The organism is Roseivivax lentus, assembly GCF_900156805.1.
GTDB classification, from domain to species: Bacteria; Pseudomonadota; Alphaproteobacteria; order Rhodobacterales; family Rhodobacteraceae; genus Roseivivax; species Roseivivax lentus.
Genome location: NZ_FTOQ01000001.1, coordinates 424,177 through 450,641, shown reverse-complemented (window position 1 = coordinate 450,641; position 26,465 = coordinate 424,177). Strand labels below are relative to the sequence as shown.

Genomic DNA, 26,465 nt, shown 5'->3' with positions numbered 1-26,465 from the left:
GAGGTCGGCCAGGGGCGGGTCCCGCAGGCGCCGCCCACGCGGCCGCGGCTCATACGCCCACCTCCCGTCTTCACGTTTCCAGGTCTCGCCCGGGGGTCCCGGGGGCAGCGCCCCCGCCGCCGGCGGGCGCCACAGGCGACCGGCGGCCAGACCGGCGCGCGCGGCACGCGCGCTCCGCGAGGATCGCGGCCGGACGGCTCAGCGCGTCTCGATGCAATGGCGCCGGAAGGCCCGCTTCAGCATGTCGAGCTCGGCGCGCAGAAGCTCCATCTCGGCGCGGATATCCTCGGCCAGCGCGTCGCCCGCGATCATCGTGAAGGCGCCGAGCGTCGCATCGGCATTGGCATCCGTCACGAGGATCGTCTGAACCCCGTCGCCGATCGCCTCGACGGGCACCGGGATCTCCAGAAGCCATTGCCCGGTCCCGCCAAGCGCGCTGACCCGCACCGCGCCGACCGGCTTGCCGTCGAGCGACACCGCGATCTCGGGCGTCGGCGCATCGGCGCGTTCGGCGGTCAGCAGACCCTCCCAGGTGCCTTCCCTGAACCGCGTCTTGGTCAGCGTGTAGCCACTCATCGCGCGCCCCTCACAACTCGGCCCGGGGGCGGCGGCTGAAGGTCAGATCGCGCAGCGTCACCTGGTTCATCTGCGGCCCCTCGAAGATGATGTCGAGCCAGAGCTTCTCGACGCGTTTCTCGTTCAGCTTGGTATAGGCGAGGTCGAACTCGATCATCACGTCATCCTGGTGCAGCGGCATCTCGCGCACCAGTTGTTCCGTGTTGGGCCCGTGCCGGATGTTGAGCCGGGCGAAGATCTCGATCGGCTTTTCCATCTCGACGATGGTCTCGAGCCGGACGAGATGCCGCCGCTTCAGGCCGCGCGCGGCCTCTTCGGGCAGGTCGATGGCCAGCGACAGGTAGGAGCCGGTGAAGCGGAAGACGTCGAGACGCAGCCCGAACGGCGCGAGATCGGCCTCGCGCGTGTTGCGCAGCTGGCGCAGCGTCAGCTCGGACTGGGCGCAATCGTGAAACAGCGTGGCCTCCCGGCCCAGCATGGATTTCGACTGCACCGAGGAGATGCCCTTGACCGGCAGCGGCCCGGTCCAGAGTTCGGGGCGCCAGGCCCAGTCCGCGTCATGCGGGCGCGGAAAGCTCTGGTTGCCGATGAGCGGCAGCGCGAGGCGATTGTCGGCCACATGCAGCAACTCGTCGATCTGCTGCTTGAGCTGGCGGGCCTGGGCCCGCTGGCGCCGCAGCGCGCGCAGGTCGGCCTCGGGCGCCGATTGCGCCGCCCGTTTCAGCCGCCGCAAGGCCGCGCGCTGAATGAGTCCGTCCAAGAAGCTTTGCCGCTCTGCCATCTGTCCCGTCGCCATGATCCGCACCGCACGGGTGCGGTCATGTTTCTTGTTTTATGACAAACTGTTTCGATTCCATAAACAGTCTTTTCAGCCGCGCGACCCGTCGCCCCCGCCCGCCGAGACCGGCTGGCCCAGCGCGGGGCTGGCCGCGCGGATGCGCTCGTAGGTTTCCTGCAGCAAGCGCGCGCCGTCGCGATCCTCGATGCCGCTGTCGGCGGGCGCGTAGATCGCAAGGCCGATCAGGCGTTTGCCCAAGAGGAACGCGCCGCGCCAATATTGCGGATCGCCGCCCTCGAAAAGCGTGTCGCCGCCCTGCCCTAGATAGGCGAGCGTCAGCCCCTCCGCCGAGCGCGCCTCGAGAAGCGGCGCCTTGGCGAGCCGCGCCAGCGTCTCGGCATCGGGTTCGGCGACGCGGCGTTCCTCGGGGCCGACGGTCACGGTGATCAGCGCGGGCGGCACCGCGGCGCCCGACGCGCCGTCGGACAGGATGTTGCAGCTTGCCAGCACCACGAAGCCGCGGGTGCGGCCGCTTTCGACCGTGGTCGGATCGACGCAATAGCCGAAGGGGCCCGCGACGATCACGTCGCCATCCGCGATCTCGACTGCCTCGATCAGCGCCCGCGCCGCATCGGGCTGCGCCAGCGCCGCATTGCCGCCCTCGGATCCCGGGGAGCTGAACCCGGTGAGAAAGCCGCGCGACGGGGCGAGCGTGCCGTCGGGCGCCACCTCGCAGCCTGCAAGCGCGAGCAGCGCCGTGGCGCCCAGAAGGCCGGATATGCAGCGGGACAGGGGCATCAGAGGTCCATATAGACGTGCTTTTCAGCCGCCCCGCCGGGATGCGTCACCGCCCCCTTGTAGGTGGCGCCGACAAGCTGGGCGAATTTCCAGATCGCGCCGGTCGCGTAGATCGTCTCGCGCGGGCCGGTCCAGGCCTTGCGGCGCTCTTCCATCTCGGCGTCGGAGATATCCACGGTCAGCGCGCCGGAGACGGCGTCGATGGTGATCATGTCGCCGTTCTTCAGAAGCGCGATGGGGCCGCCCTGCGCCGCTTCGGGGCCGACATGGCCGACGCAGAAGCCGCGCGTCGCGCCCGAGAAGCGCCCGTCGGTGATGAGCGCGACCTTCTTGCCCATGCCCTGACCGGACAGCGCCGCCGTGGTCGACAGCATCTCGCGCATGCCGGGGCCGCCCGCGGGACCCTCGTTGCGGATCACGATCACCTCGCCCTCGCGGTATTCGCGGTTCTTCACGCCTTCGAAGGCGTCTTCCTCGCATTCATAGACCCGCGCGGGGCCGGTGAAGACCTGGTCTTCGGCGGCGATGCCCGCGACCTTCACGATGGCGCCTTCGGGCGCGAGGTTGCCTTTCAGGCCCACCACGCCGCCGGTCTTGGTGATCGGGTTCGCGATGGTGTGGATGACTTTCCCGTCGGCTTCGCGCGTGGTGCGGTCCAGCTCCTCGCCGATACTGCGGCCCGAGGCGGTCATGCAATCCTCGTGAATGAGGCCCGCCTTGCGCAGCTCCTTCATCACGACCGGCAGGCCGCCCGCCTCGTAGAGGTCCTTGGCGACGAATTGCCCGCCGGGCTTCAGGTCGACGAAATAGGGCGTGTCGCGGAAGATCTCGCAGACATCGTCGAGGTAGAACTCGATCCCCGCCTCATGGGCGATGGCGGGCAGGTGCAGGCCCGCATTGGTCGAGCCGCCGGTCGCGGCCACGACGCGCGCGGCATTCTCCAGCGCCTTGCGGGTGACGACGTCGCGCGCGCGGATGTTCTTCTCGATCAGGTCCATGACCGCCTGCCCCGACGCCTCGCCGTACTGGTCGCGGCTTTCATAGGGCGCAGGCATGCCCGAGGAGTTGAAGAGCGCCAGGCCGATCGCCTCGGAGACGCAGGCCATGGTATTGGCGGTGAACTGCCCGCCGCAGGCCCCCGCCGAGGGGCAGGCCACCCGTTCGAGGATGTCGAGCGCCGCATCGGAAAGCTCGCCGTTCTGGTGCCGGCCCACCGCCTCGAACATGTCCTGCACGGTCAGGTCGCGGCTGGCGAAATCGGCGGGCACGTCGGCCCCGGCGGGCGCCTTGCCCGGCAGGATCGAGCCGCCATAGATGAATACCGACGGCACGTTGAGCCGCACCATGGCCATCATCATCCCCGGCAGCGACTTGTCGCAGCCCGCGAGCCCGACGAGCGCGTCGTAGCAATGCCCGCGCATCGTCAGCTCGACCGTGTCCGCGATCGCCTCGCGCGAGGCAAGCGAGGAGCGCATGCCCTCGTGGCCCATGGCGATTCCGTCGGTCACGGTGATGGTGGTGAACTCGCGCGGGCTGCCCGCCGCCGCCTTCACGCCGAGCTTCACCGCCTGCGCCTGCCGCGACAGCGCGATGTTGCAGGGCGCCGCTTCGTTCCAGCAGGTGGCGACACCGACGAGGGGCTGGTGGATCTCCTCTTCGGACATGCCCATGGCGTAGTAGTAGGACCGGTGCGGCGCGCGCTCGGGGCCTTCGGTCACATGGCGGCTGGGCAGTTTGGTCTTGTCGAAGGGGCGCTTGAGCATGGTGTCCTCCCGGGCGGATTATGCGGCTCTTTCGACGGGCATACAAAAGCGCCCGGGGCTTCACAAGAAGCAAGGCTTGGGGATGGCAGGCGGAGGTCTGCTTGTCAGGAGCAGGTCCGGTCCCGGCCAACGCGACCTCTGGGGGACCGACGCAAGACGCGCGGATGGCATGGTGTCGCGCGTCAGGCGCGCTATTGTGGCCCCAAAGCGCGCGGCCGGTCGCCCTGCGCAATCAGCATCAAGGGGAATGTCAGGATGAAATGGGCACGGGGCAAAACCGGGGACGGGACGGAAGTAACCGGCGTGATCGCGGACGACATGCTGCACCCTAGGGCGCATCTCGGGTCCGACGCGCCCGCGGGCGACCCCATCCCGCTCGGCGATGTGACATTGCTGGCGCCCGTCACGCCGGGCAAATTCATCGGGCTTTGGAACAACTTCAAGGAAGCCGCCGAAAAGGGCGGGCACGCGCATCCCGAGCATCCCCTGTATTTCTTCAAGGCCGACACATCGCTTTGCGGGCCCGGCGCCAGCGTCGAGCTGCCCGCCTCCGCAGGCCGCGTCGTGTTCGAGGGCGAGCTTGGGATCGTGATCGGCAAGACCTGCAAGAATATCAGCCTTGACGAGGCCCGATCCGCGATCTTCGGCTATACCTGCATCAACGACTTCACGTCGCTCGATATTCTGAACGGCGATCCGTCCTTTCCGCAATGGACTAGGTCCAAGAGCTTTGACGGGTTCGGCGTCGCGGGCCCGGTGATCGAGACCGAGGTCGATTGGCGCGATCTGACGATCAGGGTTCTGGTCAACGACCGCGAGCGTCAATCCTACCCGGCCTCGGACATGATTCTGAGCCCGGAGCAGATCGTGAGCTGCCTGTCGCGGGACATGACGCTTAACCCCGGCGATCTCATCGCCTGCGGCACCTCCATCGGCGCGCGCCCGGTCAAGGCCGGCATGGCGGTCGAGGTCGTGATCGACGGCATCGGACGTGTCGGCGTGACCATGAGCGCCCCGCCGGACTGAGTCTCGGGACCGGCTCGGGATACGGGATAGAGGCTGCGGCCGAGCGCGGATGCACCCCGGCCCGCCCAAGGCCGGGATGGGCGGCGTCGGCAGGCGGCGCGGACCGCCTGCCGACGGAGGGAGCTTACAGCGCCCGCGCCTGGCGGAAGGATACCAGGCGCCGCGACCCCTCGTCCCAGAGGTGCAGGCGGACGCTGTGCAGGCTCTGCCGGATGGTCATCCGGTTGGTGTCGGTCAGTTCGCGGTGATCGCGCAGGACCTCCGGCAGCCGGTAGAACGGGATTCGGCTGTAGAGATGGTGCACGTGGTGGATGCCGATATTGGCGGTCAGCCATTGCAGCACCGACGGCAGCACGTAGTGCGAGCTGCCGTGCAGGGCCGCGTCGTGCAGCTGCCAGTCGGCGTCTTCGTCCCAATGCGTCGTCTCGAACTGGTGCTGGACATAGAACAGCCAGACCCCCGCCGTGGCCGCCAGCAGTGTCGAGGGCAGGAAGATCAGCAGGATGGGCGCGAGGCCGCCGAAATAGAGGATACCCGCGACCCAGAGCAGAAGCGCGGCATTGGTGCACATCGCGCTGACCCAGTAGCGGACCTGCCCCATCAGCCCCAGCGGGATGCGGTTCTCGATCAGGAACAGGTAGCCGGGGCCGAGGCCGAACATCACGACGGGATTGCGATAGAGCCGGTAGATCAGCCGGTTGAGCGGCTTCATCTCGCGGTATTCGGCCACCGTCACGGTGGTGATGTCGCCGATTCCGCGCCTTCCGAGGTTGCCCGAGGCGCTGTGATGGATCGAGTGCGATCGCCGCCAAACGTCGTAGGGCGTCAGCGTCAGAACCCCCAGCACGCGCCCGAGCCAGTCACTGACCGTGCGGTTCTGGAAGAACGCCCCGTGCCCGCAATCGTGTTGGATCGCGAACAAGCGCAACAGGAAGGCCGCGTTGACCAGCGACAGCGTGAAGGCCAGCCAGTAGCTGACCGACATGGACCACCAGGCCAGTGCCCAGAGCGTCAGGAAAGGGCCCAGCGTGACCGCGAGCTCGAACGAGCTGCGTTTCGCGTCGGGTTCGCGGTATTCGGAAAGGATCCGCACCCAGTCTTTAGATGAACGTGTCTCGCTGCACGGACGGACTGCTTCAGATTGATCGAGCATTGCCTGCTTTCTTTTGGTTAGTGCCCACGTGGTAGTGGATCGCGGGCACTTCGCAAAGGTCCATTCTTTGACGCAGGGTAAAATCCCCGCGACATTTTCGCTTGCCGCTGCGCGCCCGGACCGGGTTTCGCGCGCCCCTCGCGGCGAAAACGGCCCGCGCGGCAGCGCCTACCACATCCGCGGCTTGGCGCGTTCCTCGTAGCCGTCATCATGCGAGGCACCCCCCATCTCGCCATCCGAGGCCTCGGCGATCAGCGTGCCCATGGAGGGCACCGCGTCGCCATCGTCGCGCGACCAGAGGCCAGAGCGCATGATGGATTTGGGGCATTGGCCGTAAGCCTCGGTGGCGTGGATCACGATCACCGTCTTGGGGTGCTTGCCGCGCTGCTCGAACCGGGCGAGCGCCTCGGGCGCATCGGTCAGGAAGGCGGTGCCGTTCACGCGCAGGATGGTCTTGCAGCCGGGCACCATGAACATCAGCGCCACGCGCGGGTCGCGGACGATGTTGCGCAGGCTGTCGAGCCGGTTGTTGCCCTGCCAGTCGGGCATCGTGAGCGTGCGCTCGTCCAGGATCTGCACCACCGGGCCGTCGTCGCCGCGCGGGCTGCCATCGGTGCCTTCGGGGCCGACGGTGGACAGGATGCAGAAGCGCGCGGCCTCGATCCACTGGCGATGCGCGGGGCCGAGTCGGGCCGTCACCTTGCCGAGCGAGGCCGGCACCGGCGCCTCGTAAAGCGCCTCCAGCGCCGCGATGCTGTCAATCTTCCGCATGCCGGAACCCCGCTTCGTCGAGCAGCTTGTCCGAGGCGGTTTCCACCTCGGCCTCGAGCGTCCTCAGGAATTCGTCCTTGGGCATGCCCGCCTTGATCCGCGGCAGGAATTCGACCACCGCGACGCCCGGCTTGCGGTAGATGCCCTTGCGCTGCCAGTAGACGCCCGCATTGGTGGCGACGGGCACGCAATCATGGCCGATCTCGCTGAACAGGACCGCGGTGCCGATCTTGTAGGGCACCTTCACGCCCGGATTCACCCGCGTGCCCTGGGAATAGATGATGAGCTGACCGGGCCGCGCGCGGCCCTTTTCCACATCGGCGACCATCTTCTTGATCGCCTGGCCGCGCTTGCCGCGATCGACCGGAACGCAGCCGATGCGCAGGCCGTACTGGCCGATGATCGGCGCGTACATCAGCTCGCGCTTCATGATGAACTTGCCCGCGGGCACGGCGTAGAAGATCAGGATGATGTCCAGAAAGCTCTGGTGCTTGGCGGCGATCATCACCTCGTCCTCGGGGGGGGTGCCGCGGATCTCGTAGCGCAGGCCGATCATCCAGCGCGCGGTCCACAGCACGAGGCGGCACCACATCTTGCAGCCCGACCGCGCGCCGCGTTCGGAAAACACCGCCCACGGGAACCACAGAAGGCCGATCACGGCCATGCCGATATAGATGACGATGATATGCGCGAGCGAGCGCAGCCACTGGATCGCATACGCCATCAGGCAAGCTCCTCGAGGACACGTTTGGCAGAGGCACGGGTCGCCAGAAGCGCGACCAGCGCGGCGAGGGGCGGCACCAGAAGCGGCCAGACCCAGTCCAGCCCGCGAAAGCCGAGCCCGGTCAGAACGCCCGCGGCATCGCCGGTATCGGGCATCAGAGTGACCGCGACCATGCCCAGAAGGACACCCGCCGCAGCCCCGCCCAGCGCCCGCAGCGTGAAGCGGCGCACGAAGGCGCCGGCGATATAGGCATCGGTCGCGCCCACCAGCCGCAGCACCGCGATCACCTGCGCATTGGCCGCCAGCGCCGCGTTGGCCGCCAGCGTCACCATCGCCGCGAGCGCGCCGAAGATCAGCACGAGCGCGGTCCAGCCCAGCGCCCGCAGGCCGCCCGCCGCCGCCAGAAGCGGCTCGCGCCAGCGCGCGTGATCGTCCAGCACCGCGCCCGGCACCTCGGCCTGCAGCCGCAGCCGCAGGCCCGCCGGATCGAGGCCCTCCTCGGTCTCGATCACTTCGATGAGCTGCGGCACCGGCAGGTCGTCGAGCGGCAGGTCCGGGCCGAACCACGGCTCCAGCAGCGCGCGCTGTTCGGCATCGTCGAGCGCCCGGGCCGAGGCCACGCCCGGCGTCGTCTCGAGCACGGCGAGCGCGGCGGCGGTCTGGCGGGACATCTCCTCGGCCGGCGCCGAGATGCGGATCGTGGCTGAGCGCGCCAGCTCGTCGCCCCAGCGCTCGGCCAGACGGCCCGCGGCCAGCGACAGGGCCAGCGCGAAGACCGCGAGAAAGGCCATGGAGGCGGCGGAAAACAGCGTGAGCTGCACGGTGAAGCCCGCCGGCGGCACAACCCGGTCGGCGCCGGAATCGCGCGTCAGGACCGTGCGCAGATCAGCCAGAAGCGCCTTCACAGATCCGCCCCCGCCGAAATCAGCCGCCGGTTCGAGATGCGCAGCACCCGCGCCTGCACATGCGCCTTGGCGGCGCGGATGAGGCTCAGGTCATGCGTGGCGATCATCACCGCCTTGCCCATGCGGTTGAGCTCGATGAGCAGGCGCAGCAGGCGCTGCGACATCTCCCAGTCGACATTGCCCGTGGGCTCGTCCGCGAGGATCACATCGGGCGACATGATGACCGCGCGGGCCAGCGCGGCGCGCTGCCGCTCGCCGCCCGACAATTCGGGCGGCAGCGCATGGGCGCGGTCGGTCAGCCCGACCCAGGTCATCAATTCCGCCAGATCGCCCTGATGCGTGCCTGCCTCGTCCCCCGAGACGGCCAGCGGCAGGGCCACGTTCTCGGCCACCGGCAGGTGATCGAGGAAGCGGCAATCCTGGTGCACCACGCCGATGCGGCGCCGCGCGAGGGCCACGCCGTCCCGGCCGATCTGGGTCACATCACGGTCGAACAGGCGCACATGGCCCGCCGTGGGCATCAACGCGCCGTAGCACAGCTTCATCAGCGTGGTCTTGCCGGAGCCGGACGGGCCGGTGAGGAAATGGAAGGACCCGGGCGGCAGCACCAGCGAGATGTCGGACAGAAGCTCTCCGCCGCCATAGCTATACGCTACCTTGTCGAACTCGATCACGCGGGGTCCCCTTCGGATTGCGCGATGTTGTGCCCGAGCATCGGCACGGTTTCAATCCATGGCTTTGACGAAAACGTCTTTTAACGTCCGAGACAGACGCTTATTGTTGCCAAAACAAGGGGTTTTCGGGTGGCACAAGACAAGCGGAGCAAGCGATGCGGCTGACCTGCCCAAATTGCAACGCGCAATACGAAGTTCCGGTGGACGTCATCCCCGAAGCAGGCCGCGACGTGCAATGCTCCAATTGCGGGCATACCTGGTTCCAGCATCACCCCGATTTCGCGCCCGATCCCGAGGATGCGGACGACCTTCTGGAAGCGCCAACCGAAGACGCGCCCGACGCCGAACCGGACCCCGAGGACGGGCTGTCGCCACAGCAAAGCGGCCCCGAAACGCCGGCCGGGGCCAAGCGGCGCGGGCTCGACCCGTCGGTCGCCGAGGTGCTGCGCGAAGAGGCCCAGCGCGAGGCCGAGGCGCGGCGCGCAGATAGCGGCGGCCTCGAAAGCCAGCCCGAGCTGGGGCTCGACAGCGCCAGCGAGACCGAGGAGGAACGCCGCACCCGGCAGGCCCGGGAACGCATGGCCAAGATGCGCGGCCCCGCGGGCGACGGCGCCACCACCGCCGCGGACCGGCCCACCGCCGAATATGCCGAGGCCGCGCCTGCCCCGCCGCCCCCGCGCGCGGAACGCGCCGCCGGATCGTCGCGCAGCGAAATGCTGCCCGATATCGACGAGATCAACCAGACGCTGCGCGCCGCCACCGACCGGCGCCCGACCGAGACCCCCGAGGGTCGGGCCCCCGAGGCCACCGATGACGGGCGATCAGGCTTTTCGCGCGGGATGGCGATCGGCATCCTGATCGCGGTGCTGGCGCTGGCGCTCTACATCTTCGCGGCCCCCATCGCCGAGGCGGTGCCGGCGCTGGCGCCGTTCCTCGACGCCTATGTCGCGCAGGCCAACGATCTGCGGGTCTGGCTGCAAGCCACCCTCGAGGGGCTGGCGGGGATGATCGGCGGGGCTGCCGAGGCGCCCCGGCCGGATACCTGAGGATGGCCCGGCGCCGCGCGCGCGCGGCACGGTGCATCGAATTGTCGGCATTTTCCGCCCGAAACCGGGTGCTGCATACCGATTGGTAAAGGTTTGACCCTAGCCTGATCTTCGAAACGCCAATTTCGGGGGTCGTCACGATGCAGCTCAACGCCAGCGATGCGGGACCGGTCCGCGTCATCTCGGTCCAGGCGGACCGGATCGACGCGGCGGTCGCGCTCGAATTCAAGGACGGCATGCGCGATGCCAGTATCGGGGCGCAGGATCGGATCCTGCTCGACCTGGGGCAGGTCAGTTTCATCGATTCAAGCGGGCTCGGCGCGATCGTCGCGGCCATGAAACAGCTGGAGGATGCGCAGAAGCTCGAATTGGCGGCCCTCAACCCGCTTGTGGAAACCGTGTTCCGGCTGACGCGCATGGATACGATCTTCCGCATCCATGCGACGCTTGACGATGCGCTGTCGCAAAATGCCGCTTAGCGCGATGGTCCTCCCCCCCGGAGAGGGCCCGCCGCCGCCCCGAACGCAGCCGGACGCCGACCGCGCCTGGCACTACGAGATCGGCCCGCGCCCCCGGCAGGTCAGCCTCATCTGCGTGCGCGTGGATGCCGACCTGCGGATAGCGGGCTATGCGCCCGATATCGCGGCCAGCATGGCCCTCGTCTGCGCCGAGGCGCTGAACAACATCGTCGAACATGCGCTGCCCGGCCGAAGCGATGGGTGGATCACGCTGGAGATCGACCCCGCCCCGCCCTGCCGCCTGACCTTTCGGGACAACGGCGCGCCCTTGCCGGACGGTCTGCTGCTGGCCGGTCCCGGCCCCGACCTCAGCGGAGAGCGCCGCGATCTCGCCGAGGGCGGCTATGGCTGGCTGCTCATCCGCAGCTTTGCCGAGAGCGTGGCGTATACCCGGCTTGAGGAAGAGAACGTTCTGCAGGTCACGCTGCGCATGTCCGGCTGAAGGGGGGGCTGCACTGCCGCCCGCCCCGAAGGAGCCTTTGGGCGCGGTGAGCACGGAACTGCGACCGGTCGCCGGCCTCTGCAGGGCGCACAAGCTTGGTCGCCGGGCGCGGGGCTCCGTGCCTTGTCAGAACCGACCGGCGCGTTATGGGCTCCAGCCGGTGTTCACCTGCAGCCCCATTGGATCTTCGATGTAGATTGGCGCGGCCAGATCTCCCGGACCGCAAGAGGTTTCACCGCCGCAATATCTGCGCGCATTGCCGATCTTGGGCGACGTGCCAGCGCTGGCCGTCCTGCCAGCCCTGCCATTCTTGCGCAGCGCGCAAGCGCCGCCGATCCTGCCAGCTCTGTCGAATCAACGCGCCGCGCCAGCGCCGCCGATCCTGACGGAAGCGTCAGAGCGGCAGGCCCCGGCCCGTTCTTCGGCCCCGGGATTCTCGGCGAGATCCGCCCTCCCACATCGGAAAAATTCCTCGGCATTTCGCAGACGAACACGTCCGCCAACTCAAAGCCGCGCCGCCCGGTCCCGCCAGGGTTGTGCCCCCGGCTGCGCCGCGTCGGTCGCGCCCCAAAAAGACCCGATTCCGTTCGTACTCAAGACACACTGGACGGTCAGAATCGCGGTTGTAGCTGCAATAAGCTTCCCTCGGCGCCACGCAGTTTTTAGCCCCCACCCAGTGTGTGGCGTCGAGGCCTTATCTCCCTTCCCCACGTTCCCCCTAGCCCCCATTGTCGTCCCGCCGCGGACACGCCATAACGGCCCCTCATTCCCATCAAGGACCTGAGGGCCATGCGCGATTTTCACCTGCCCGGACGCTCCTCCGTTCACGCCAGCAACGGTATGGTCGCGACCTCGCACCCGCTGGCCTCCGCGGTTGCCATCGATATCCTGAAATTCGGCGGCAACGCCGTCGATGCCGCGATCGCGGGCGGTGTGCTGCTCGGGCTCTGCGAGCCGCAGATGACCGGCATCGGCGGCGATTGCTTTGCCCTGATCTCCCGGCCCGGCGAAGACGTCGTCGCGGTGAACGGCTCGGGCCGTGCCCCGGCGGGCGCGCGGGCCGCGACGCTGCGCGCCGCGGGTCACGAGACGGTGCCGGAGCACAGCGCCCATGCGGTCACCATCCCCGGCGCCATCGACGCCTTCGCGCGCATGTCCGAGCGCTGGGGCAAGCTCGGCCTCGCCGACAGCCTCGCCCCCTCGATCCGCTACATGGAGGAGGGCGTGCCCGTCGCGCCCCGCGTGGCCTTCGACTGGGCGGCGCAGGCCGGCACGTTGCAGGGCGCGGCCCGCGATCACTACCTGAAGGACGGCGCACCCTATCGCACCGGCGACGTCTTCGCCCTGCCCGGCCAGGCCGAGGTGCTGCGCCGCATCGCCCGCGACGGCCCGCAGGCCTTCTATGACGGCGAGGTCGCCGAGGACATGCTGCGCACCCTGAGCGCCGCTGGCGGCGCGCACAAGGCGGAGGATTTCGCCGAGGTCGCGGCCACGCTCGGCGCGCCCATCGAGGGACATTACAAGGGCCGCGACCTCCTGGAGCATCCGCCCAACGGCCAGTCCGCGACGGCGATCCTGCTGCTGAACATCCTCAAGCGCTTCGATCTGGCGGCGATGGATCCCTGGGGCACGGAGCGGGCGCATATCGAGGCCGAAGCGACCAAGCTGGCCTATGACGCGCGCAACCGCTTCCTCTCCGATCCCGATTACATGACCCGGCTCGACCACATGCTGAGCGACGCGACCGCCGAGGCGCTTGCGGCGCTGATCGACCCCAAACGCGCCCAGCGCGCGGTGACCGAGATCACCGAAGCGGTGCACAAGGACACGATCTACATCACCGTCGTGGATCGCGACCGGATGGCGGTCTCGCTGATCTACTCGATCTTCCATGGCTTCGGATCGGGGCTCGCCTCGGAGAAGTTCGGCATCCTGCTGCAGAACCGGGGCGCGGGCTTCTCGCTGGCCGAGGGCCATCCGAACGAGATGGCGCCGGGCAAGCGGCCGATGCACACGATCATCCCGGCCATGCTGCGCGAGGGGGGCCGCGTGACCATGCCCTTCGGCGTGATGGGCGGGCAGTACCAATCGGCGGGCCATGCGCGGTTCCTGACCAATATCGCCGATTTCGGTCTCGATCCGCAGGCGGCCATCGACGGGCCGCGCTGTTTCGCCGAAGGCACGCAATTGTCGGTGGAGCGCGGCTACGCGCCCGAGGTCCGGCAGGCGCTGGCCGAGATGGGGCATGACGTGGTGGTGCCCGACGGGCCGATCGGCGGCGCGCAGGCGATCGTGATCCACGAGAACGGCACGCTCGAAGGGGCGTCCGACGCCCGCAAGGACGGCGCGGCGCTCGGCTATTGACGGGCCCCGCCGCGGGCTGACCGCGGGGGCGCAGCCCCCGCGCGGATCGGCCCGGCGCAGCCGGGGCGAAACCCGATCAGCGCCGGGGACGGCCGCTTGCGGTCAGTAGGAATAATCCGCGAAGACGCGGGTCACATCGCCGTTCCAGTCGGTCTCGAAGCGCCGGATCAACTCGTCCGCGGGGGTCTCCCCGCTTTCGAGGCTGTCCTTGAGCGCGTTCAGGAAATGCGTCTCGTCGGGCAGCATTCCGCCGGCGCCGGGGCGCGCGCGGGCCTTCAGCCCGCCCTCGGCGAGCGCCACCACCTCGCGCGCGAGGTCGTGCATCTTCACGCCGCCCACCTCCGCCGACAGCCCGTCGACCGAGGCCGCCACGCGCCAGGCCTCGCGGGTCTCCGCATCCCAGGCCTGGGCAATGTCCCAGGCCGCATCGAGCGCGCCCTGGTCGTACATCAGCCCGACCCAGAACGCGGGCAGCGCGCAGAGCCTGCGCCAGGGGCCGCCATCGGCGCCGCGCATCTCGATGAATTTCTTCACCCGGGCCTCCGGAAAGATCGTCGTCAGGTGATCGGCCCAGTCCGACAGCGTCGGCTTTTCACCCGGCAGGGCGGGCAGTTCGCCCTTCAGGAAATCGCGGAAGGACTGGCCCAGCGCGTCCACATAGGTGCCGTCGCGGTAGACGAAATACATCGGCACATCGAGCGCGTATTCGACCCAGGCGTCGAAGCCGAAGCCCGCGTCGAAGACGAAGGGCAGCGTGCCGGTGCGCGCGGGATCGAGGTCGCGCCAAATGCGCGAGCGCCAGGATTTGTGGCCGTTGAGCTTGCCCTCGAAGAAGGGCGAATTGGCGAAGAGCGCGGTCGCGACCGGCTGCAGCGCGAGCGCCACGCGCATCTTCTGCACCATGTCCGCCTCGGAGGAGAAATCGAGGTTCACCTGCACGGTGCAGGTCCGGTACATCATGGATTTGCCCATGGTGCCGACCTCGTCCATGTAGCGCGTCATCAGCCGGTAACGGCCCTTGGGCATCATCGGCATCTCGTCATGGGTCCAGTGCGGCGCGGCGCCGAGCCCGATGAACCCCACATCGAGCGCCTCGGCCACGTCGCGCACCTCCGCGAGATGCTGGTTCACCTCGTCGCAGGTCTGGTGGATCGTCTCGAGCGGCGCGCCCGACAGCTCCAGCTGACCGCCCGGTTCGAGCGAGATATTGGCGCCGTCCTTTTCCAGCCCGATCAGGTGGCCCGCCTCCGCGACGGGCGCCCAGCCATGGCGGTCGCGCAGGCCCTCGAGCACCGCGCGCACCGATTGGCGGCCCTCGTAGGGCAAGGGGTCGAGCGATCCCTTGAGATAGCCGAACTTCTCGTGCTCGGTGCCGATGCGCCAGTCCGCCTTGGGCTTGCAGCCCGCTTCGAGGTATTCCGCCAGTTGCGACTGATCCTCGATCAGCCCGCCGCCGCTTTGGGGGATGGACATGGGGGCGCTCCGTCTTTTGGGCTCGGGTTCGCCTCAGATGGTCGGCCCGATCGTCGGGTCAAGCCATGGTCAGGATTGCGGCAGGTGTCAATGCAGCCGCGGGCGCGCGGGTGTCCGGCCCGGCCGCTGCCAGACCCGCAACCGCCCCGTGCCCGGCGCGCGCAGGGCGCGCAGCATCGCCTCGGTGTCGAAGCCGGGCAGCCCCGCGAACGCGTCGAACAACCCGTCCGTTCCGGTCGCGGTCACCGGGATATGGAGTGGCGGGCCGCTCTGATGGGCAATCTGCCAATGTCCGGGCCGGCCATCGCGGTCGAGCGTCACCTCGGTGACGTCGTCGAGATCGGCAACCCCGCCCGAAAGCGGCCCGAAATACATCAGCCGGCCCTCGGTGACGGTGACGATCCCCGGCCCGTCCTCGCCGCTGCGGAAGCGCCCGCGCTGCAGGCCGAGGAGCAGCAGCCCAACACCGCCCAAGGCCACGATCGCGCCGAATCCCGCCACCACCCAACCGAGCGCCACGACCCAGATCAGCGCACCCAGCGCCACGATCCCGGCGCCCGCCAGCGCCTCGCGCCATCGGCGCAGCAGCGCGCACGCCTCGGGCCGGATGAAGCCGCTCATCGCCAATCCCCGAAGCGCATCTGCCACAGGGTCAGCGCGGCCACGGCGGCGGTGTCGGCGCGCAAAATGCGCGGGCCGAGGCTGGCCACATGCGCAGCGGCCATGCCGTAGAGCCGGGCGCGTTCGCCTTCCGAGAACCCGCCTTCGGGGCCGATCAGCACGGCCCAGGGCCCCGTGCCGCCCGCCTCTGCGAAAAGGCCCGCCCGGGCCGATGAGCCCTCCCCCGCGCGCGCCGTCGCCTCGTCGCAGAATATCAACCGCCGCGCGTCATCCCAGTCATCGAGCACCCGCGACAGCTTCTGCAGCTCGGCCACTTCGGGCACGAAGACGGCGCCGCATTGTTCGGCCGCTTCCTTGGCATGGGCCTGCAGCCGGTCCTGCCGCAGTCGTTCGGAATTGGTGAACTCGGTCGCCACCGGTACCAGCCGCCGCACGCCCATCTCCACCGCCTTCTCGACGATGAAATCGGTGCGCGCCTTCTTCACCGGCGCAAAGAGCAGCCACAGGTCGGGCGGGTCCCATTGCGGCGCGGTCTGCGCGCGGCAGGTCAGCACGCCGCCGCGCTTGCCCGCCTGCGTGATCTCGGCCTCCCAGGCGCCGTCGCGGCCATTGAACAGCGTCACGCGACCGCCCGCGCCCTGCCGCATCACCCCGAAGAGGTAATGCGCGTCATCGCGTCCGATCTCGACCGGTTGCCCCTCGGACAGGGGCGCTGATACAAACAGGCGAATTCCTGACATGGGCGGACCCTATGACCGACCGACACGAAGCGCCAGAGGGCCAGATCGCCGATGCGGTGAGCGGGAACTGGGTGGACCGACGCGCCCCGGAGCGGCTGAAGCCCTATCTGCGGCTGTCGCGGCTGGACCGGCCGATCGGCACCTGGCTTCTGCTGCTGCCCTGCTGGTGGGGTCTGACGCTGGCGTCGGTCTCCTCGGGCTGGTTCGGCCCCTACGATCTGTGGATCGCGGTCAGCTGCGGCATCGGCGCAATCCTGATGCGCGGCGCGGGCTGCACCTGGAACGACATCACCGACCGCGACATCGACGGATCGGTGGCGCGCACCGCGCGCCGCCCCATCCCCGCGGGCGACGTGACCGCGCGGCAGGCGCTGGCCTGGGCGGTCCTGCAATGCCTGATCGCCTTCGGCATCCTCATCACCTACACCTCCACCGCGGTCTGGCTCGGCATCCTCGCGCTGGCGCCGGTGGCGATCTATCCCTTTGCCAAGCGCTTCACCTGGTGGCCGCAGATCTTCTTGGGCCTCGCCTTCAACTGGGGCGCGCTGCTGGCCTGGGCCGCGCATACCGGCACGCTGGGCCTGCCGGCGCTGCTGCTCTATGCAGGCGGCATGGCCTGGACGCTGTTCTACGACACGATCTATGCCCACCAGGACAAGGAGGACGACGCGCTGATCGGGGTGAAGTCCACCGCGCGGCTCTTCGGGGACGCGACGCCGCGCTATCTCGCGGTCTTCCTCGGCCTGACGGTCGCGCTGATGGCGGCGGCGGTGCTGCTGGCGGTGCCGGGCGATGCGACGCTCGCGCGGCTCTTCTGCCTTGCGGGTGTGCTGGCGATGGGCGGGCACCTTCTGCGGCAGCTTCTGAGGCTCGATCTGCACGACAATGACGGGCTCCTGCAGCTCTTCCGGTCGAACCGGAATGCGGGCCTGCTGCCTGTGCTGTTTTTCGCCGCCGCCCTGCTGGTCTGATTGCGCCCCTGCCGGCCCCGCCCTATGACAGGGGCACGCCTGACATCACGGAATACATCCATGCGCCTGTCCACCGTCGCCACCCTCGCCGGGACCTTTGCCGCCGCCGCCCTCCTGTCCGTCGCCGCGGCAAGCCTGTCGGCCCGCGTGATGGAGGACAGCTCGATCACCGGCGTCGCCCGCGCGCTCGAGGAAAACGGCATCGACTGGGCCGAGGTCGACGCGAACGGCCTGCAGGTCTTCGTATACGGCGCCGCGCCCTCCGAGGCCGACCGCTTCCGCGCGCTGTCGGTGGCGGGGAAGGTCGTGGATGCCGCCCGGGTCATCGACGAGCTGATCGTCGAGGACGACGCCCGCATCGAGGCGCCGCGCTTTTCCGTCGAAATCCTGCGCAACGACGACCGCCTCTCGCTGATCGGCCTCGTGCCCGCGGCTTATGACCGGGATCGCCTGATCGCCGATCTGCAGGCGCTGGTCGGCGAGGACACGGCGATCTCGGACCTGCTCGAGACCGCGGATTATCCCGCCCCCGAGGGCTGGGCGCCGGCCATGCGCTTCGCCACGCGCGCGCTGGCGGACCTGCCGCGCGCGAAGATCTCCGTCGATGCGGAGGAAGTGGCGATCGAGGCGATGACCGAAAGCCGTGCCCGCAGCCGCGAGATCACCGCGAAATTCGACCGGATCGCGCCCGAGGGCATCACGCTGGCCCTCGCGCTCGAGGCGCCGCGCCCCGTGGTCTCGCCTTTCGCGCTGCGTTTCGTGATCGACGCTGAGGGCGCGCGCTTCGACACCTGCGCCGCCGATACCGAGGCCGCCCAGCAGGCCATCCTGTCGGCGGCCCGCGGCGCCGGTGCCCCTGCCGATGCGGAATGCCGACTGGCCCTCGGCGTGCCCTCGCCGGCCTGGGGCGAGGTGGCCGCGGACGCGATCCGCGCGCTGGGCGAGATCGGCGCGGGCTCGGTGACCTTCTCCAACACCGATATCGCGCTGCTCGCCGCCGAGGGCAGCGACCCCGCGCGCTTCGACGCCGCGATCGGCCGGCTGGAAAACAGCCTGCCCGACGCCTTCGTGCTCGACGCGATCCTGCCCGCCCCGCCGGAGGATGCCGAGGATCGCGGCCCGGTGGAATTCGTGGCCACCGTCAGCCCCGAGGGACAGGTCGCCCTGCGCGGCCTGATCGACGACGACGTCACCCGCGTGGCCGCCGAAAGCTTCGCCCGCGCGGCCTTCGGCTCCGGCGCGGTCCGGATCGGCACCCGGTTCGACGACCGCCTGCCGCGGGGCTGGCGCGCCCGGGTGCTGGCCGCGCTCGAGGCGCTGTCCCGGCTCGAGAACGGCGCCGCCCGGGTCACCGCCGAGACGATCTTCGTGAGCGGCGATACCGGCAATCCCGAAGCCTCCGCGGAGATCGCGGCCCTGCTCGCCGACAAGCTCGGCAGCGAGGAATTCTCGCTCGACATCACCTATCGCGAGCGCCTCGATCCGACCCTCGGCATCCCCACGCCGGAGGAATGCGTCGATCAGATCAGCGTCATCATCGGCACGCGGAAGATCACCTTCGAGCCCGGCGCGGCCACGCTCGACGCCTCCGCGAAGGACATCCTCGACGAGGTGGCGGAACTGCTGCAGCTCTGCGGCGACATCCCGCTGGAAATCCAGGGCCATACCGACAGCCAGGGCCGCGAGGTGATGAACGAACAGCTGAGTCAGGAACGCGCCCAGGCGGTGCTCTTCGCCCTGACCGAGCGCCGCGTGCTGACCTCCTCCTACCGCGCGGTGGGCTATGGCGAGGCGCAGCCCATCGCCGACAACGACACCGCGGAGGGCCGCGAGGCCAATCGCCGGATCGAATTCACCCTGATCCCGCGAGAAACGCCCGCGGATGAAGAAACCACGCTCGAAAGCGTTGAAGCCCCCGGCCAAGATGGGGCACAAGAAGAGACCGGCGCTGACACGGAAGAGACAGGCGAGTGAACCGCATCGAGTTTATCATCACCACGGCGATCATCCTGTTCGTGGCCTTCTGCCTCGGCTGGTTCGCTAACTGGCTGGTGCACCGCTTCACCCGCGTGAGCCAGAGCGATCTGTCCGAGCTCGAGCGGATGAGCCAGGAGTTGCACGAGGCCGAAGAGACGCGCGACCAGGCGATCACCTACCTGCAGCAGCGCGAGGCGGAGCTGACCAACCAGCTCGCCCAGACCGAGGCGGAATTGTCGGCGGCCATGGAAGGCCTGCGCGAAGCCCGCCACGAGGCCGAGGAACTGCGCGCCTATCTCGAACGCAGCCAGGCGGCGGGCTGAGCCCCGCATCCCGCCCGCGCCGCGCACGCCCCCGCCCGACCGGCGCGCCCCTCTTTGCCGCATCGGCTCCCGCCGCAGGGCAGCCGGGCGCGACACGAAACACCCCCGCGCTCCGGGATAAGACCGGCTCCATCTTTCCCGAAAACGTCGGGGTGTGAATTGGCGGCAAGGCCGCCAAGAGAGGGGCAGCGCCCCTCTTGCCGCCCGGTGATCGGCACGATCAGCGGGCCAGACCTGCGCGCGGCACGCGCCCATCCGGATCACGCGGCCCGTGCATTAGCGCTTGCGCCGCCCACCCGAAGACCGGCTGTGAAAAGTCGGCGGGCGCTTCGCGACCCAGGCGAGGAAGGCCGCCATGCGCGGATGCGCCCGCAGCGCCTCGGGCGTGTTGTAGGCCCGCGCCAGCTCCGCCTCGGTGAAGGTGCTGTGGATCTCGTTGTGGCAGATCTGGTGCAGGCGCACGACGGGCCCGCCCTTGCCGCCTTTCAGCTTGGGCACGAGGTGGTGCAGGCTCTGCTTCGCCGCGGGCGGGATCGGGCGCAGACAAAGCGGGCAGATCGGATCGGACATGGTGCTTGTACCTCGGCCAAGGCTCGGCCAAGAGGATGGGACGCGCGCGCGGGGGATCAAGGATGGACGATTGCGACGCATTGGTCGTGGGCGGCGGCCCGGCGGGCCTGATGGCGGCCGAGGCGCTGCTCGATGCCGGGCGCGGCGTGCTCTTGGTCGATCACAAGCCGAGCCTCGCACGCAAGTTCCTGATGGCGGGCAAATCCGGCCTCAACCTCACCAAGCGCGAAGAGCTTCCTGACTTCCGCGCCGCCTATGGCGACGCCGCGGCCTGGCTCGCGCCGATGCTCGACGCCCTGCCGCCGGACGGGATCGAGGCATGGGCCGAAGGCCTCGGCCAGGAGGTCTTCGCGGGCTCCACCGGCCGGGTCTTCCCGCGCGCGATGAAGGCCTCGCCGCTCTTGCGCGCCTGGCTCGCCCGCCTGACCGACAAGGGCCTCGAGACCCGCACGCGCTGGCGCTGGACCGGCGGCATGGCGCCCTTCCGCTTCGACACGCCCGAGGGCGCGCGGGACATCGCCCCGCGCGTCGCGGTGCTGGCGCTGGGCGGGGCGTCCTGGCGGCGGCTCGGCTCCGATGGCGCCTGGGCGGACTGGCTGGGCCGGGACGGCGTGGCGCTGGCGCCCTTCGCGCCCGCCAATGTGGGCGTCGGCGTCCATTGGTCCGCGCATATGACGCGGCATTTCGGAGCGCCCCTGAAGAACATCGCGCTCAGCGCGGGTGCATTGCGCTCGCGCGGCGAAGCGGTGATCTCGAAAACCGGGCTGGAGGGCGGCGGGCTCTACCCGCTCTCGCCCGCGCTTCGGGAGGGCGCGGCGCTGCGCATCGACCTCATGCCGGATCTGGACGTGGCGACGCTGGCCCGGCGGCTGGCGCGCATGCGGGGCAAGGACAGCCAGTCGAACCGGCTGCGCAAGGCGCTGAAACTGCCCCCCGCCGCGCAGGCGCTCTTGATGGAATGCGCCCGCCCGCTGCCCGACGCGCCCGAGGCGCTGGCCCGGCTCGTCAAGGCGCTGACGATCCCCCATGACGGGCTGCGCCCGATGGATGAGGCGATCTCGACCGCGGGCGGGATCCGCCAGGGGGCGCTCGATGCGGGCCTGATGCTGCGCGCGCATCCGGGCGTGTTCGCGGCGGGCGAAATGCTCGACTGGGAGGCGCCGACGGGGGGGTACCTGCTGACCGCCTGCCTCGCCACCGGGCTATGGGCCGGGCGGCACGCGGCGGGCTGGGCACCTCCGGATCAGGACAGGGCCGCGGCGCGCTGATAGGCCGGGCGCTCGCGCAGGCGCTTCGAATAGGCCTTGAACGCCTCGGGCGCGTCGGGAAATTTCGCGACCCGCGCCCAGCCGCCGCAATGACACAGCAGGATATCCGGAACGGTCGGCGTCTCGCCCATGAGATACGGGCCCTCCATCTCGTCGGTGATCCGGGTGAGATTGTTGGCAAACTCGGTGCGCAGGCTCTCCTTCACCTGCGGCACGCGGTGTTCCTCGGGCAGGATGAAACTGTGCCGCGCCGCGGTCCAGAGCAGCGCGTCGAGCTCGTCGAGGATGCGGAAGGTCCAGGCGTCCTGCCGCGCGCGTTCGAGGCTGCCGGCGGGGTGGGTCCAATCGCCATGGCGATCCGCGAGGTAATGCAGGATCGCGCCCGAATCGGGGATCGTCGTCCCGTCGGCAACGAGAACCGGCACCTTGCCCAGCGGGCTGACGCGGCGCACCTCGTCCGAACGGGGCCCGACGGGCCGGTGGTCGTAATCGAGCCCGAGCTCCTCGAGCAGCCAGAGCGGGCGGAAGGCGCGGGTCTTGGCCGATCCGATGATGGTGTAGGGCATGATGGTCCTCCTCTGCCTTGAGCGAAGATGACCCGGCGCGGGCGGCGCCACAAGCCGATGCCCGCATCGGCCCGGCCCGGCGGCGCGCGCTAGCGGCGCGCCAGCATCGCGAGCCGGATCAGCGCGCGTTCGACAAGCGCCATCTGCGGCGCCTTCTGCCCCGCCGAGCGCAGGGACAGGTCGGTATCGGTCAGCACGGTCAGCGCCGTCTCGAGCTTGCGCGCACCCCAGCCCTGCGCCTGCCGCAGCATCCGGTCGCGGCGCGGCCCGAAGATCGGCGGACGTGCCCGGGCGATGCCCGCCGCCGCCCCGCCTGGATCGGAGGCCGCCGCATGCAGGGCGCGGAAATGCCGGGTCGCCATGATGACGAGCGTCACCGGGTTCGTGCCCTGCGCCGTGAGCCGCTGCATCACCGGGCCGATCTGGTCCACCTGCCCTTCGGCCACCACGTGCAGGATATCGTCCACATCCGCCTCGGTGGAGGTGGGCGCCATCAGCGCGACCTCCTCGGCGGTCAGCGGGGCCGCGTCGCCGATCTTGTAGAGCGCGACCTTCTCGACGGTCTGGCGGAAATCGCCGGGATCGAGGCTGCGCGCCAGCGCGTGCAGCGCCTCGGCGGCGTTGCGATCGACGCCCGACAGCCCCGCCCGTTCAAGATCGGCCTCGATCTCCGCGCGGCTCGGCGGATCGTTGTAGATGCCCGCCGCATAGGCGCGGGGATGGGCCTCGAAGAGCTTGCGCAGCCGCGACGTGGCCTTGAGCGCGCCCGCGGTCACGACGATCTGCGCATCGCCCGGCTGCCAGTCCGTGAGCGCGTTGGTCACCGCCTCGGCCACATTGTCGTTGGCATCCTCGACGAAGGCGACGCGCGGGCCCGGAAAGAAGCCCTGCGCCTTGACCGCATCCAGGAGCGCCGCGGGATCCTTGCGCAGATCGCCGCCCGAAAGGCGCGTCAGGCGCATCTCCTCCTCGCCCTGCGGGCCGACGAGCGCCGCGATCACCTCCTGCCGCCTGAGCGCCACGCGCATCGCGTCCTCGCCGAAGATCAGCAGACCCGTGGCATCGGGGTCGGGCTTGCGGAAATAGGCGGGCGCGTCGCGGACCGAGAGCTTCATGCGGGGGGCAGCAGATCGGCGGCGAAGATCAGTTCCTCGACCATGCGATCGGCGAGGATGGTGGCCAGCCGCACCTCGGCATCGGCGCGCGCGGCGGGTGTCGAGACGATGGAGCCGGTGGCCGAGAAGCCGACGAATTCCTCCACCGTGCCGCGGGTGATGAGGCGGCCGGAGGCCTCTTTCAGCTCGTAGGTGATGGTGCCGACGAGCCGGTAGCGGGTGGTGAAGCCCGCCGAGGTGGTGCCGAAATCCTGCTCGTCGATGCGGTATTCATAGTCCAGCTGCATCGGCCCCGAGGCCCGGCCGAGCCGCTCTTCGAGACGGCGCACCAGAAGGTAGCCGTTGCGATTCGACGGCTCCGCGACGGCGATGGTGCCGAGGATGTCCGAGGCGCCGCCCGCCGGGCCATAGGCCGGGGTGAAGCCGCAGGCGGCGAGGCCCGCAAGCCCGGCGAGGCCCGCGAGCAGCTGGCGGCGGTCAGATGACGACATTCACGATCCGTCCGGGCACGACGATCACCTTCTTGGGCGCGGCGCCCTCGAGCGCCTTGACCACAGCATGATGAGCGAGCGCGGTCTTTTCAACCTCGGCCTTGTCCATGTCCTTGGGCACGGCGATCTCCGCCTTGCGCTTGCCGTTGATCTGGATGGGCAGCGTCACGGTGTCCTCGACCATCATCGCCGCGTCCGCCTCGGGCCAGGGCGCATTGGCGATGAGCCCGTCGCCGCCGAGGGTTTGCCAGAGTTCCTCGGCCAGATGCGGGGTCATGGGCGACATGAGCTGCGCGAGGGTTTTCGCCGCCTCGCGCTTGGCCGCGCCACCGGCCTTGGCCTTCGACAGCGTGTTGGTGAAGGCGTAAAGCCGCGCGATGGCGGCGTTGAAGCCGAAGCTTTCGACGCCCTTCGTGACCTCGTCGATGGTCTTGTGCATCTCGCGGAGCAGGCCCTCATCGCCCTCTTGCGAGGGCTCTTCGGAGGCGGCGGCCTCGGTCGCGATGCGGAAGACGCGCGCCAGATGCTTGTTCGCGGCCTCGGCCCCGGCGGCGGTCCATTCCACGTCCCGCTCGGGCGGGCTGTCCGAGAGGACGAACCAGCGCGCGGTATCGGCGCCGTATTGCTCGATGATGGCGACGGGATCGACCACGTTGTTCTTGGATTTCGACATTTTGGCCGAGGGAATGATGTCGACTGCCCTTTCTATATCGTTTTTTACAGCCCCATAATTCTCTTCGAAAGACAATGCTGGATCGAAGTCCTTTTTCAGGACACCGACGCGCTTACCATCAAATTGACCAACTACGACTTCATCCGGGTAATGAAATACAGCTTTGGTCACTCCAATTTTCTGTGACTTGCCGTCAATAATTTCGGTCCTTTGGAACCTGCTACGCGTGTAGTAAATTTCGTGCGTGACCATGCCTTGCGTAAACAGCGCATCGAAGGGCTCTTTCGCGGTCTCCGGCAGATGGCCCGTCAGGTGCATCGCGCGGGCGAAGAAGCGCGAATACAAAAGGTGCAGGATCGCATGCTCGATCCCGCCGATATACTGGTCGACGTTCATCCAGTAGGACGCCTCGTCCATGTCCGTGGGCGTCTCGGCGCGGGGTGCCGTGAACCGCGCGAAGTACCACGACGAATCGACGAAGGTGTCCATCGTGTCGGTCTCGCGCGTCGCGGGCGCACCGCAGGACGGGCAGGCACAGTCGCGCCAGGACGGGTGCCGGTCCAGCGGGTTGCCGGGGATCGAGAAGTCGATCGCCGTGCCGTCCTCGTCGTAAGGCAGCTCGATCGGCAGGTTTTCCTTCTTCTCGGGCACCACGCCACAGCTCTCGCAGTGCACCACGGGGATCGGGCAGCCCCAGTAGCGCTGGCGCGAGAGACCCCAGTCCCGCAGGCGGAACTTCGTGACGCCCTGGCCGACGCCGTTGTCTTCGCAGAAGCCGATGGCGGCATCCACGGCCTGATCGCCGGTCTGCGCTTCCTCGCCGGCGAAGCCCTTGATGTAGCGCACGGTCTCGGATTTCGGCGGCACATAGGCCGGACCGCCATCCTCGGGCAGGATGAAGGTGCCCTCCTCGCCCATGGCGGGGGCATAGACCGTGGTGACGGGCAGTTCGTACTTGCGCGCGAAATCGAGGTCGCGCTGGTCGTGCGCGGGGCAGCCGAAGATCGCGCCGGTGCCGTAATCCATCAGGATGAAATTGGCGATGTAGACCGGCAATTCCCAAGACGTATCAAAGGGATGGCGCACGGTGATGCCGGTGTCGAAGCCCCGCTTCTCGGCCTTCTCCATGTCCTCCTCGGAAGTGCCCATGCGGCGGCATTCGGCGCAGAACTCGGCGATCCGCGCGTTGTCGCGCTCAAGGTGACGGGCCAGCGGATGATCGGGCGAGATGCCCACGAAGGAGGCACCCAGCAGCGTGTCGGGCCGCGTCGTGTAGACCTCGATCCGGTCATGGCCATCCGGCGCATCCACGGTCGAGAAGGCAAACTGCAGACCGCGCGACCGCCCGATCCAGTTGGCCTGCATCAGCTTCACCTTGGCGGGCCAGTCGTCGAGCGTGTCGAGCGCGTCGAGCAATTCCTCGGAGTAATCCGAGATGCGGAAGAACCATTGCGTCAGCGCGCGGCGTTCCACATCCGCGCCCGAGCGCCAGCCCTTGCCGTCGATCACCTGCTCGTTGGCGAGCACGGTCATGTCCACCGGATCCCAGTTCACCACCGCTTCCTTGCGGTAGACGAGGCCCTTTTCGAGGAAATCCAGAAACAGCGCCTGTTGCTGGCCGTAATATTCCGGGTCGCAGGTGGCGAACATGCGGCTCCAGTCGAGGCCGAAGCCCAGCGGCTTCATCTGGTCGACCATCGTGTCGATGTTGGAATAGGTCCAGTCCTTGGGGTGGCCTCCGCTGGCCATCGCGGCGTTCTCGGCGGGCATGCCGAAGGCGTCGAAGCCCATCGGGTGCAGCACGTTATGGCCGGTGGCGAGCTTGTAGCGCGCGATCACGTCGCCCATCGTGTAGTTGCGCACATGCCCGATATGGATGCGGCCCGAGGGATAGGGGAACATCTCGAGCACGTAATATTTGGGCTTGTCGCCGGTGCGCGCGGCCCGGAAGGTCTGGGCCTCGTCCCAGGCGGCCTGCCATTTCGGCTCGATCTCGGCGGGTGCGTAGCGCGACATGGAAGCTCCCCTCTCGCGGGCATGATCTGTAACTCACCGGGCGTGATAGGGCGGCAGCGCATTGGCGTCCACCCATAAGGGCGGCAGGATGGGCACAGGGGCGGCGCGTCGGCTGCGGGGGCG

At 69.0% G+C, this 26,465-nt stretch carries 26 protein-coding genes; 9 read left to right on the top strand and 17 right to left on the bottom strand.

Going from position 1 to position 26,465, the window contains the following annotated elements; genetic code table 11:
- Positions 1-198: 198 nt before the first annotated feature.
- From BW990_RS02080 to ilvD, 4 genes are all read right to left on the bottom strand, one after another.
- A complete protein-coding gene (locus BW990_RS02080) occupies positions 199-576 on the bottom strand; it encodes a hypothetical protein (RefSeq protein ID WP_076444493.1) in 378 nt (125 codons plus the stop codon).
- Positions 577-586: 10 nt separating this feature from the next.
- The gene (locus BW990_RS02075) at positions 587-1,372 is read right to left on the bottom strand and encodes a DUF6478 family protein (protein ID WP_076444491.1); all 786 of its coding nucleotides are present in this window, start codon (positions 1,370-1,372) and stop codon (positions 587-589) included.
- Between the two features lie 72 nt (positions 1,373-1,444).
- On the bottom strand, positions 1,445-2,152 hold the full coding sequence (locus BW990_RS02070; RefSeq protein ID WP_083950430.1) for a hypothetical protein: 708 nt from the start codon (positions 2,150-2,152) through the stop codon (positions 1,445-1,447).
- On the bottom strand, positions 2,152-3,915 hold the full coding sequence (ilvD, locus tag BW990_RS02065; protein ID WP_076444489.1) for a dihydroxy-acid dehydratase: 1,764 nt from the start codon (positions 3,913-3,915) through the stop codon (positions 2,152-2,154). Before ilvD ends, BW990_RS02070 begins: the two co-directional genes overlap by 1 nt.
- 255 nt (positions 3,916-4,170) lie before the next feature.
- Between ilvD and BW990_RS02060 the strand changes: the two genes are divergently transcribed.
- Positions 4,171-4,941, top strand: coding sequence for a fumarylacetoacetate hydrolase family protein (locus tag BW990_RS02060; protein WP_076444487.1), 771 nt, complete (start codon positions 4,171-4,173; stop codon positions 4,939-4,941).
- Positions 4,942-5,065: 124 nt separating this feature from the next.
- Here the strand turns inward: BW990_RS02060 and BW990_RS02055 are convergent, their stop codons facing one another.
- The 5 genes from BW990_RS02055 to BW990_RS02035 all read right to left on the bottom strand — a co-directional run bounded on the left by BW990_RS02055 (position 5,066) and on the right by BW990_RS02035 (position 9,168).
- Positions 5,066-6,094 carry a fatty acid desaturase gene (locus tag BW990_RS02055; protein WP_076444485.1) on the bottom strand — a complete coding sequence of 343 codons (1,029 nt, stop codon included), beginning with the start codon at positions 6,092-6,094 and terminating at the stop codon, positions 5,066-5,068.
- Between the two features lie 168 nt (positions 6,095-6,262).
- A complete protein-coding gene (locus BW990_RS02050) occupies positions 6,263-6,865 on the bottom strand; it encodes a pyridoxamine 5'-phosphate oxidase family protein (protein WP_076444483.1) in 603 nt (200 codons plus the stop codon).
- Positions 6,852-7,589, bottom strand: a complete 738-nt coding sequence (locus BW990_RS02045) for a lysophospholipid acyltransferase family protein (RefSeq protein ID WP_076444481.1) — start codon at positions 7,587-7,589, stop codon at positions 6,852-6,854. The genes BW990_RS02050 and BW990_RS02045 overlap by 14 nt, the downstream gene beginning before the upstream one ends.
- Positions 7,589-8,494, bottom strand: coding sequence for a cell division protein FtsX (locus BW990_RS02040; RefSeq protein ID WP_076444479.1), 906 nt, complete (start codon positions 8,492-8,494; stop codon positions 7,589-7,591). Before BW990_RS02040 ends, BW990_RS02045 begins: the two co-directional genes overlap by 1 nt.
- Positions 8,491-9,168, bottom strand: a complete 678-nt coding sequence (locus tag BW990_RS02035) for a cell division ATP-binding protein FtsE (RefSeq protein WP_076444477.1) — start codon at positions 9,166-9,168, stop codon at positions 8,491-8,493. Before BW990_RS02035 ends, BW990_RS02040 begins: the two co-directional genes overlap by 4 nt.
- Positions 9,169-9,323: 155 nt before the next feature.
- Here BW990_RS02035 and BW990_RS02030 point away from each other — a divergent pair, with 155 nt between their 5' ends.
- The 4 genes from BW990_RS02030 (at position 9,324) to BW990_RS02015 (ending at position 13,538) form a co-directional block, all read left to right on the top strand.
- Positions 9,324-10,214 (top strand): zinc-ribbon domain-containing protein, encoded by an 891-nt coding sequence (locus BW990_RS02030; protein WP_076444475.1) that lies wholly within the window; start codon positions 9,324-9,326, stop codon positions 10,212-10,214.
- A gap of 140 nt (positions 10,215-10,354) precedes the next feature.
- Positions 10,355-10,693, top strand: a complete 339-nt coding sequence (locus BW990_RS02025) for an STAS domain-containing protein (RefSeq protein WP_076444473.1) — start codon at positions 10,355-10,357, stop codon at positions 10,691-10,693.
- 4 nt (positions 10,694-10,697) lie between these two features.
- Positions 10,698-11,174, top strand: coding sequence for an ATP-binding protein (locus BW990_RS02020; protein WP_076444471.1), 477 nt, complete (start codon positions 10,698-10,700; stop codon positions 11,172-11,174).
- A 789-nt stretch (positions 11,175-11,963) separates the two neighbouring features.
- The gene (locus BW990_RS02015) at positions 11,964-13,538 is read left to right on the top strand and encodes a gamma-glutamyltransferase family protein (RefSeq protein WP_076444469.1); all 1,575 of its coding nucleotides are present in this window, start codon (positions 11,964-11,966) and stop codon (positions 13,536-13,538) included.
- A gap of 102 nt (positions 13,539-13,640) precedes the next feature.
- On the opposite strand, the gene BW990_RS02010 is transcribed toward BW990_RS02015, so the two are convergent.
- The 3 genes from BW990_RS02010 to BW990_RS02000 all read right to left on the bottom strand — a co-directional run bounded on the left by BW990_RS02010 (position 13,641) and on the right by BW990_RS02000 (position 16,372).
- Complete coding sequence (locus BW990_RS02010) at positions 13,641-15,011, bottom strand: glutamate--cysteine ligase (RefSeq protein ID WP_076444467.1); 1,371 nt, start codon at positions 15,009-15,011, stop codon at positions 13,641-13,643.
- An 87-nt stretch (positions 15,012-15,098) separates the two neighbouring features.
- Positions 15,099-15,632: a hypothetical protein gene (locus BW990_RS02005; protein WP_076444465.1), complete on the bottom strand. Its 534-nt coding sequence runs from the start codon at positions 15,630-15,632 to the stop codon at positions 15,099-15,101.
- Entirely contained in the window at positions 15,629-16,372 is a 744-nt protein-coding gene (locus BW990_RS02000) for a 16S rRNA (uracil(1498)-N(3))-methyltransferase (protein ID WP_076444463.1), read from the bottom strand. Before BW990_RS02000 ends, BW990_RS02005 begins: the two co-directional genes overlap by 4 nt.
- An 11-nt stretch (positions 16,373-16,383) precedes the next feature.
- Here BW990_RS02000 and ubiA point away from each other — a divergent pair, with 11 nt between their 5' ends.
- Genes ubiA through BW990_RS01985 form a run of 3 tightly spaced genes read left to right on the top strand, consistent with a single transcriptional unit; the run spans position 16,384 to position 19,643 of the window.
- Positions 16,384-17,343 (top strand): 4-hydroxybenzoate octaprenyltransferase, encoded by a 960-nt coding sequence (ubiA, locus tag BW990_RS01995; RefSeq protein WP_076444461.1) that lies wholly within the window; start codon positions 16,384-16,386, stop codon positions 17,341-17,343.
- 60 nt (positions 17,344-17,403) lie between these two features.
- A complete protein-coding gene (locus BW990_RS01990; protein ID WP_076444460.1) occupies positions 17,404-19,317 on the top strand; it encodes an OmpA family protein in 1,914 nt (637 codons plus the stop codon).
- Positions 19,314-19,643, top strand: a complete 330-nt coding sequence (locus BW990_RS01985) for a hypothetical protein (RefSeq protein ID WP_076444458.1) — start codon at positions 19,314-19,316, stop codon at positions 19,641-19,643. Before BW990_RS01990 ends, BW990_RS01985 begins: the two co-directional genes overlap by 4 nt.
- A gap of 276 nt (positions 19,644-19,919) precedes the next feature.
- Here the strand turns inward: BW990_RS01985 and BW990_RS01980 are convergent, their stop codons facing one another.
- Positions 19,920-20,213, bottom strand: coding sequence for an HNH endonuclease family protein (locus BW990_RS01980; protein WP_076444456.1), 294 nt, complete (start codon positions 20,211-20,213; stop codon positions 19,920-19,922).
- Positions 20,214-20,275: 62 nt separating this feature from the next.
- On the opposite strand from BW990_RS01980, the gene BW990_RS01975 reads away from it, so the two are divergent.
- Positions 20,276-21,481 (top strand): TIGR03862 family flavoprotein, encoded by a 1,206-nt coding sequence (locus BW990_RS01975; RefSeq protein WP_083950428.1) that lies wholly within the window; start codon positions 20,276-20,278, stop codon positions 21,479-21,481.
- Here the strand turns inward: BW990_RS01975 and BW990_RS01970 are convergent.
- From BW990_RS01970 to leuS, 4 genes are all read right to left on the bottom strand, one after another.
- Complete coding sequence (locus tag BW990_RS01970; protein ID WP_076444452.1) at positions 21,457-22,047, bottom strand: glutathione S-transferase family protein; 591 nt, start codon at positions 22,045-22,047, stop codon at positions 21,457-21,459. The genes BW990_RS01975 and BW990_RS01970 overlap by 25 nt on opposite strands.
- Positions 22,048-22,136: 89 nt before the next feature.
- The gene (gene holA, locus BW990_RS01965) at positions 22,137-23,162 is read right to left on the bottom strand and encodes a DNA polymerase III subunit delta (RefSeq protein WP_076444450.1); all 1,026 of its coding nucleotides are present in this window, start codon (positions 23,160-23,162) and stop codon (positions 22,137-22,139) included.
- Positions 23,159-23,653 (bottom strand): LPS assembly lipoprotein LptE, encoded by a 495-nt coding sequence (gene lptE / locus BW990_RS01960; RefSeq protein WP_076444448.1) that lies wholly within the window; start codon positions 23,651-23,653, stop codon positions 23,159-23,161. The genes holA and lptE overlap by 4 nt, the downstream gene beginning before the upstream one ends.
- Positions 23,640-26,342, bottom strand: a complete 2,703-nt coding sequence (gene leuS / locus BW990_RS01955; protein ID WP_076444446.1) for a leucine--tRNA ligase — start codon at positions 26,340-26,342, stop codon at positions 23,640-23,642. Before leuS ends, lptE begins: the two co-directional genes overlap by 14 nt.
- Positions 26,343-26,465: the final 123 nt, after the last annotated feature.

What these genes read in the sequence shown, in the direction of transcription:
- holA (WP_076444450.1), bottom strand. Translation starts at nt 23,162, where the DNA reads ATGAAGCTCTCGGTCCGCGACGCGCCCGCCTATTTCCGCAAGCCCGAC.
- BW990_RS02045 (WP_076444481.1), bottom strand. Translation starts at nt 7,589, where the DNA reads ATGGCGTATGCGATCCAGTGGCTGCGCTCGCTCGCGCATATCATCGTC.
- BW990_RS02060 (WP_076444487.1), top strand. Translation starts at nt 4,171, where the DNA reads ATGAAATGGGCACGGGGCAAAACCGGGGACGGGACGGAAGTAACCGGC.
- BW990_RS02000 (WP_076444463.1), bottom strand. Translation starts at nt 16,372, where the DNA reads ATGTCAGGAATTCGCCTGTTTGTATCAGCGCCCCTGTCCGAGGGGCAA.
- BW990_RS02010 (WP_076444467.1), bottom strand. Translation starts at nt 15,011, where the DNA reads ATGTCCATCCCCCAAAGCGGCGGCGGGCTGATCGAGGATCAGTCGCAA.
- BW990_RS02005 (WP_076444465.1), bottom strand. Translation starts at nt 15,632, where the DNA reads ATGAGCGGCTTCATCCGGCCCGAGGCGTGCGCGCTGCTGCGCCGATGG.
- BW990_RS01980 (WP_076444456.1), bottom strand. Translation starts at nt 20,213, where the DNA reads ATGTCCGATCCGATCTGCCCGCTTTGTCTGCGCCCGATCCCGCCCGCG.
- BW990_RS02050 (WP_076444483.1), bottom strand. Translation starts at nt 6,865, where the DNA reads ATGCGGAAGATTGACAGCATCGCGGCGCTGGAGGCGCTTTACGAGGCG.
- BW990_RS02015 (WP_076444469.1), top strand. Translation starts at nt 11,964, where the DNA reads ATGCGCGATTTTCACCTGCCCGGACGCTCCTCCGTTCACGCCAGCAAC.
- BW990_RS02055 (WP_076444485.1), bottom strand. Translation starts at nt 6,094, where the DNA reads ATGCTCGATCAATCTGAAGCAGTCCGTCCGTGCAGCGAGACACGTTCA.
- leuS (WP_076444446.1), bottom strand. Translation starts at nt 26,342, where the DNA reads ATGTCGCGCTACGCACCCGCCGAGATCGAGCCGAAATGGCAGGCCGCC.
- BW990_RS02025 (WP_076444473.1), top strand. Translation starts at nt 10,355, where the DNA reads ATGCAGCTCAACGCCAGCGATGCGGGACCGGTCCGCGTCATCTCGGTC.
- lptE (WP_076444448.1), bottom strand. Translation starts at nt 23,653, where the DNA reads ATGTCGTCATCTGACCGCCGCCAGCTGCTCGCGGGCCTCGCCGGGCTT.
- ilvD (WP_076444489.1), bottom strand. Translation starts at nt 3,915, where the DNA reads ATGCTCAAGCGCCCCTTCGACAAGACCAAACTGCCCAGCCGCCATGTG.
- BW990_RS01970 (WP_076444452.1), bottom strand. Translation starts at nt 22,047, where the DNA reads ATGCCCTACACCATCATCGGATCGGCCAAGACCCGCGCCTTCCGCCCG.
- BW990_RS01975 (WP_083950428.1), top strand. Translation starts at nt 20,276, where the DNA reads ATGGACGATTGCGACGCATTGGTCGTGGGCGGCGGCCCGGCGGGCCTG.
- BW990_RS02030 (WP_076444475.1), top strand. Translation starts at nt 9,324, where the DNA reads ATGCGGCTGACCTGCCCAAATTGCAACGCGCAATACGAAGTTCCGGTG.
- BW990_RS02020 (WP_076444471.1), top strand. Translation starts at nt 10,698, where the DNA reads ATGGTCCTCCCCCCCGGAGAGGGCCCGCCGCCGCCCCGAACGCAGCCG.
- ubiA (WP_076444461.1), top strand. Translation starts at nt 16,384, where the DNA reads ATGACCGACCGACACGAAGCGCCAGAGGGCCAGATCGCCGATGCGGTG.
- BW990_RS02070 (WP_083950430.1), bottom strand. Translation starts at nt 2,152, where the DNA reads ATGCCCCTGTCCCGCTGCATATCCGGCCTTCTGGGCGCCACGGCGCTG.
- BW990_RS02080 (WP_076444493.1), bottom strand. Translation starts at nt 576, where the DNA reads ATGAGTGGCTACACGCTGACCAAGACGCGGTTCAGGGAAGGCACCTGG.
- BW990_RS01990 (WP_076444460.1), top strand. Translation starts at nt 17,404, where the DNA reads ATGCGCCTGTCCACCGTCGCCACCCTCGCCGGGACCTTTGCCGCCGCC.
- BW990_RS02075 (WP_076444491.1), bottom strand. Translation starts at nt 1,372, where the DNA reads ATGGCGACGGGACAGATGGCAGAGCGGCAAAGCTTCTTGGACGGACTC.